Source organism: Ilumatobacter sp. (assembly GCF_049588435.1).
GTDB lineage: Bacteria > Actinomycetota > Acidimicrobiia > Acidimicrobiales > Ilumatobacteraceae > Ilumatobacter_A.
In genome coordinates this window covers 1-5,454 of record NZ_JBAVYV010000432.1, presented here as the reverse complement: position 1 = coordinate 5,454, position 5,454 = coordinate 1, and the positions used below count along the sequence as shown (strand labels likewise).

The following is a 5,454-nucleotide window of genomic DNA, read 5'->3' as shown; positions in this document are numbered from 1 at the left end:
CGATCACGTCGTCGAGCGGCCGACGTGCGATCTCGGCCTCTCGAGCCCGCTCGCGGAGCAGTGGGGCGAGCTCGCGGGCGGCTCGGATGCAGTCGTCGTGTGTCATCGATGTTGTTCCTATCATGGTCGTTTCCTCGATCACTCGATGATGTCGGTCTCGGCGAGGGGGTTGTGCACCAGGCCCGGTGCGTATCGTTCGATGTCACCGTCGTGATCGCTGGCGAGGAGTTGCCCCATCGAGCGTCGTCCGCCGGTCAGGCGGAACATCTCCCACAGGTCGCCGCGCACTTCGAGTTCGACGTCGCCGGTTCCGTACTCGAAGACATGGTCACCGCCGATCACCCGGATCGCTCCGAGTCCGTGCGTCGAGAGGTCTTTCTCGACGAAGCTCGTCTTGGTCCACATCACCAACTCGATGCCTGACGAGGATCGGTCCGAATGCGTGCCCAAGGCGCCTGCGAAGTCGTGCTCGTGCGACACGAGATCGATGACGAGTTGGCCGAGTTGCGGCACGTTGCGCAGCAGCGCTTCGAACGCAGGACCGTTCCTGGAGAACTGCTCGAGCTGATCCGCGACGCTGATGTCGGCACGATCGGCGATCAGCGTCTCCGCCCAGGCCGCTGGGTCGCCCGTCGGCCGGTTCCCCGCCGACAACTCCTCGGCGAGTCCGTTCACGTGGCTCAACAGATCGCGCACGCGCCACTCCGGGCAGGTCGGAACGGTGCGCAGCTCGTCGTCGGCGGAGATGCCGTCGAGCAGCGCTGTCGTTCGCAAGCGTGCTGCTTCGTATTCATCTGCCCAGCGTTCGCCGCTCGGATGGATCAGGTCATCGGTGCTCATATTGCTCCCCAGCGTCATTCCCCGCGCCCCGGCTATCCGGGCTTGCCAACGACGCAGTATTGTAAGACAATGTGACCGACGTCAAGTCGAAGGAGTGGCAGGGGTGCCACCCACCCAAATCGAAGGGGTATGAATGAGTGAACGTGCACGTGCGCTGACATCGGAGGAGATCGAGACCTATCGACGCGATGGCGTGGTCTGTCTTCGCGACGCGTTGAGTGATGACTGGGTCGCCGTGGTGAAGGAGGCCGTCAATGACGCAGAACGGCGCTACACCGAATCGTCAGACGTTGCGTCGGCCGAGCCCACCCTGGGGGCCTCGCACCTGCACGCGATGTCGCAGCTCGGCGAGATGCTCGAGTCGATGGGGTCGAAGGTGCTCCGCGACGGTGACGCGTCTGGCGACACCGAAGGTCAGTTCATCCTCGTCAACAATGCCGTCCTCGACTTTCCGGCCGTCCAACATCTCGCCTTCGAGAGTCCGCTCGGCGAGATGGCCGCTCAGTTGTTCGGTGCGGACAAGGTGAACTTCCTGTTCGACCAGATGTTCATCAAACAGCCGGGGGCGAACACCCGAACCGCCTTCCACCAGGACTGGGGCTATTTCCACGTCGACGGCGAGCAGGTGGCGTCGTTCTGGACCGCGGCCGAACCCGTCGCGACAGCGAACGGCGGCATGGGTTACGTGCGCGGGTCGCACCGTTGGGACCTGCATTCGCCCAACGTGTTCGTGGGACAGGCGCCCATGGGCGACCACGGGCTGCCGACCTTGCCCGACATCGAAGGACACGAAGACGACTATGACATCGTCTACTTCGACGTGGAACCCGGTGACGTGATCGTCCACGACTACCGAACCGTCCACGGCTCCCGCGGCAACACGTCGCTCAGCAGCACGCGGCGAGCAGTCTCACTCCGTTTCGCTGGAGACGACGCCTCCGTCCTGCACCGCCCGAGCGCGCCCGCGGAGTTTCCCGTCGACCCGAACCTCCGAGACGGAGACCCACTCGACAGCACGACCTACCCCGTGGTGTGGCCGAGATCCTGATGCGACATCCAAGTGAGGAGACGAACACCATGACCACCCGGGCGCCGAGCATCGACATCGACCTCTTCTCCGACGAGGCCATCGCCGACCCGTATCCGTTGTACGCGCAGATCCGCGATGCGGGCCCTGTCGTCTGGCTGGAGCAGTACGACATGTGGGCGATCTCGCGTTTCGACGACGTTCGGGCCGCGCTGCGCGACGACTCCACGCTGCTCTCCGGCAGAGGCGTCGCTGTGAACCCGGCGCTCAACGACACTGGCAGCCAGAACTCACTCGTGAGCGACGGCGACGACCACAAGCGCCTGCGCACGGCGGTGATGAAGCCGATGATGCCCAGTGCGCTGCGCGACATTCGCGGTCGGATGCAGGAACTCTCCGACGAGCTCGTCGACCGGTTGCTCACCGTTGACAGCTTCGACGGCATGACCGACTTCGCACACCACCTGCCCGTCAGCGCCGTGTCCTTCTTCGTCGGGTTGCCCGAGGAGGGGCGCGAACGCATGCTCCACTGGGCAGCTGCAGGCTTCAATGCGCTCGGACCGATGAACCAGCGAGGCCAGATGGCCATGCCAGACCTCATCGAGGGCATTCAGTACATCACCGGCCTCGACCGAGACTCGCTCGCACCGGAGGGTTGGGCGGCGGGCCTCTACCAAGCTGTCGACGATGGTCTGATCAACGTCGACGAGGCGCGCATGCTCGCGTTCGACTACGTCGTTCCCAGTCTCGACACCACCATCCTCGGCACCGGCCACATGCTCCATCAACTCGGCTGCAACCCCGAACAGTTCGACAAGGTCAAGAACGACCCGTCGCTGATCCTCCCGACCGTGCACGAAGCGCTCCGCATCGGCTCACCGGTCCGTGCGTTCACCCGGCTGGCCGACACCGACTACGAAGCCGGCGATGTGTCCATTCCCGCCGGCGACCGCGTGATCATCCTGTACGGGTCGGCCAATCACGATGAACGCCACTACCCGAACCCGACCGCCTTCGACATCGAGCGCGAGGCCAAGGACCACGTCGCCTTCGGAACCGGCGTCCATCGCTGTGCAGGTGCTCACCTCGCCAACATGGAAATGGAATGCCTCCTCGACGCCATGGTCCGCAAGGTCACCACCATCGAAGTGGGCGACCCCACGCCGTTCCCCAGCAACATGCTCGCCGGCTTCGCGTCGTTCCCGGCGAAATTCAGCTGAACCACCCCGCCCCGACGCCAACCACATCGAAAGACACGCGATGACCAACTACGGCAACAGCATCAAACATGTCGAGGACTACATCCGACTTCCGCTGCTCTACAACCACTGGTACGTCGCAGGAACCTGCGAGGAGTTCGGTCGCGATCCGAAAGCGAGAACGCTGCTCGAGCGGTCGATCGTGTTCTATCGAACGACCGACGGGAAACTCATCGCCTCACAGAACCGGTGTCTCCACAGGGCATATCCGCCGAGCGAGAGCAAGCTTGACGGTGACGAACTGGTCTGCGGCTACCACGGCATTCGGTACAACACCGAGGGCCTCATGGTGCGCGTGCCCAGCCAGAAGAAGTGCCCCGAGCGCAAGCTGCGCATGTACCCGGTGGTCGAACTGGGTCCGCTCGTGTTCATCTGGATGGGCGACGAGGACGCACCCGACATGGACCGGCTTCCCGATCTCCCGTTCCTCGCCAACGCCGAGATGCTCACACTGCATGGGCAGCACCATCTCGAAGGCAGCTACCTGCTCATGCAGGAGAACCTGAACGACCTGACCCACTTCGCATATCTCCACCACGACAGCGCCGGGTTCGACGACGGGTTCCTCGAACTCCCCACCTTCACCGAGGAGACGCCCGAAGGCGTCAGCTGCTACCGCGTGCAGCGCGACCCGGCCGAGGCCAGCAAGTTCTTGCCGCCAGATGTGCAGGCGCGAATCGGTGATCGCCCCGTCGAGCAGTGGGACGGCGGCGTGGCGATTTCGCCCGGCGTGTTCAAAGGCGACGCCCCGATCAAGGTCGGCGACCCCGACTCCGCCCCGGAATCAGGGGATCTCGAGATCTTCAACCGGTACATCATGCACTACCTCACGCCGGAGACTGCCACGACGCACCACTACTGGTGGTCGGTCACCGACGACTATTCACCGAACGTCCCCGAGGTCAGCGAGCTGATGACGGCCACCTTCGACAAGGTGTTCAGCGAGGACGCCTGGGCCGTTGCGCACATGCAGAAGCTGTTGGACGAGGACAAGCACGACTACCAGGAGCTCGTCATCGGCGGCGACAAGGCCGGCCTGTTGTTCCGGCGAAAAGTGCTCGGTTGGGTCGAAGAGGAATACGGGAGCACAACGCCGTGAACCCGAGCATCATCGGCTGGTCGCACCTCCCCTTCGGCCGACGCGACGACACCCTCGAAGAGATGATCATCGAGGTCTCCCGCGGCGCCATCGCCGACGCCGGCATCTCTGCCAACGACGTCGACGCCACGTGGCTCGGCCACTTCAACAGCGGACTGGTTCCCGACGGGTTCCCTGCGTCACTCGCTCTCGAGGCCAGCGAAGGACTGCGGTGGAAGCCGGCCACCCGAGTCGAGAACGCGTGTGCGTCGGGGTCAGCCGCGATCTACAGCGCGATCAACGCCATCAAGGCGGGTGAGGCCGAGATCGCGCTCGTCGTGGGTGCCGAGAAGATGACGAACAACAGCACCGCCGACGTCGCGGCTGCACTCGGCGGTGCGTCGTATCAGAAGGAAGAAGCCGGTCAGTCCTTCCCGCAGATCTTCGCCCAGTTCGCGCAGGCCTACTTCGCCGAGTTCGGCGACCATTCGTCGACGCTCGCCGCCATCGCTGCGAAGAACCATGCCAACGGTGCGAAGAACCCGCTGGCACACATGCGCAAGGACGTCGGCTTCGACTTCTGCAACACCGTGTCGGAGAAGAACCCGATGGTGGCCGCACCGCTTCGCGTCACCGACTGCTCGCTGATCTCCGACGGTGCCGCTGCAATTGTCATCGCGTCCGACGACGTGGCGAAGACGTTCGACCGAGCGATTCGCTTCGGCGCGACCGCCCACGTCCAAGACGTGCTGCCGATGTCGCGACGCAAGCTCACCGATTTCGAGGGGCCGGGCCGCGCTTTTGCCTCGGCCTTCGCTCAGGCGGGCATCTCGGTGAACGACCTCGACTTCGCCGAGATCCACGACTGCTTCACCATCGCCGAACTGCTCGTCTACGAGGCGATGGGACTCGCGCCGAAGGGTCAGGGTGCGTCCGTCCTCGACGACGGCACCGTGTATCCCGACGGCGATCTCCCGATCAACCTGTCCGGCGGGCTGAAGGCCAAGGGGCACCCGGTCGGTGCAACGGGCGTGTCGATGCATGTGATGACGGCCATGCAGCTGACCGGCACGGCCGGCGATCTGCAGAAGGCGGACGCTGAACTCGGCTGCGTGTTCAACATGGGCGGATCGGGCGTCGCGAACTACTGCTCCGTACTCGAACGCCGCAACTAGCCATCTGAGTTTCCTGACCCGAGGACATCCATGACCATTGTTTCTGACATTCAACTCCCGGCCCCTCATCCATTC

The 5,454-nt window shown here is 64.2% G+C and carries 5 protein-coding genes; 4 read left to right on the top strand and 1 reads right to left on the bottom strand.

Annotation, left to right across the window (positions count from 1 at the left end; translation table 11 throughout):
• Window positions 1–138: 138 nt before the first annotated feature.
• Window positions 139–840 (bottom strand): maleylpyruvate isomerase N-terminal domain-containing protein, encoded by a 702-nt coding sequence (locus tag WBV89_RS16580; RefSeq protein ID WP_423982454.1) that lies wholly within the window; start codon window positions 838–840, stop codon window positions 139–141.
• Between the two features lie 133 nt (window positions 841–973).
• On the opposite strand from WBV89_RS16580, the gene WBV89_RS16575 reads away from it, so the two are divergent.
• Genes WBV89_RS16575 through WBV89_RS16560 form a run of 4 tightly spaced genes read left to right on the top strand, consistent with a single transcriptional unit; the run spans window position 974 to window position 5,379 of the window.
• Window positions 974–1,888 carry a phytanoyl-CoA dioxygenase family protein gene (locus tag WBV89_RS16575; protein WP_423982453.1) on the top strand — a complete coding sequence of 305 codons (915 nt, stop codon included), beginning with the start codon at window positions 974–976 and terminating at the stop codon, window positions 1,886–1,888.
• A 29-nt stretch (window positions 1,889–1,917) separates the two neighbouring features.
• Window positions 1,918–3,087 (top strand): cytochrome P450, encoded by a 1,170-nt coding sequence (locus WBV89_RS16570; protein WP_423982452.1) that lies wholly within the window; start codon window positions 1,918–1,920, stop codon window positions 3,085–3,087.
• Window positions 3,088–3,127: 40 nt separating this feature from the next.
• Entirely contained in the window at window positions 3,128–4,225 is a 1,098-nt protein-coding gene (locus WBV89_RS16565; RefSeq protein WP_423982451.1) for a Rieske 2Fe-2S domain-containing protein, read from the top strand.
• Entirely contained in the window at window positions 4,222–5,379 is a 1,158-nt protein-coding gene (locus WBV89_RS16560; RefSeq protein WP_423982450.1) for an acetyl-CoA acetyltransferase, read from the top strand. The genes WBV89_RS16565 and WBV89_RS16560 overlap by 4 nt, the downstream gene beginning before the upstream one ends.
• Window positions 5,380–5,454: the final 75 nt, after the last annotated feature.

What these genes read in the sequence shown, in the direction of transcription:
- WBV89_RS16580 (WP_423982454.1), bottom strand. Translation starts at nt 840, where the DNA reads ATGAGCACCGATGACCTGATCCATCCGAGCGGCGAACGCTGGGCAGAT.
- WBV89_RS16575 (WP_423982453.1), top strand. Translation starts at nt 974, where the DNA reads ATGAGTGAACGTGCACGTGCGCTGACATCGGAGGAGATCGAGACCTAT.
- WBV89_RS16570 (WP_423982452.1), top strand. Translation starts at nt 1,918, where the DNA reads ATGACCACCCGGGCGCCGAGCATCGACATCGACCTCTTCTCCGACGAG.
- WBV89_RS16565 (WP_423982451.1), top strand. Translation starts at nt 3,128, where the DNA reads ATGACCAACTACGGCAACAGCATCAAACATGTCGAGGACTACATCCGA.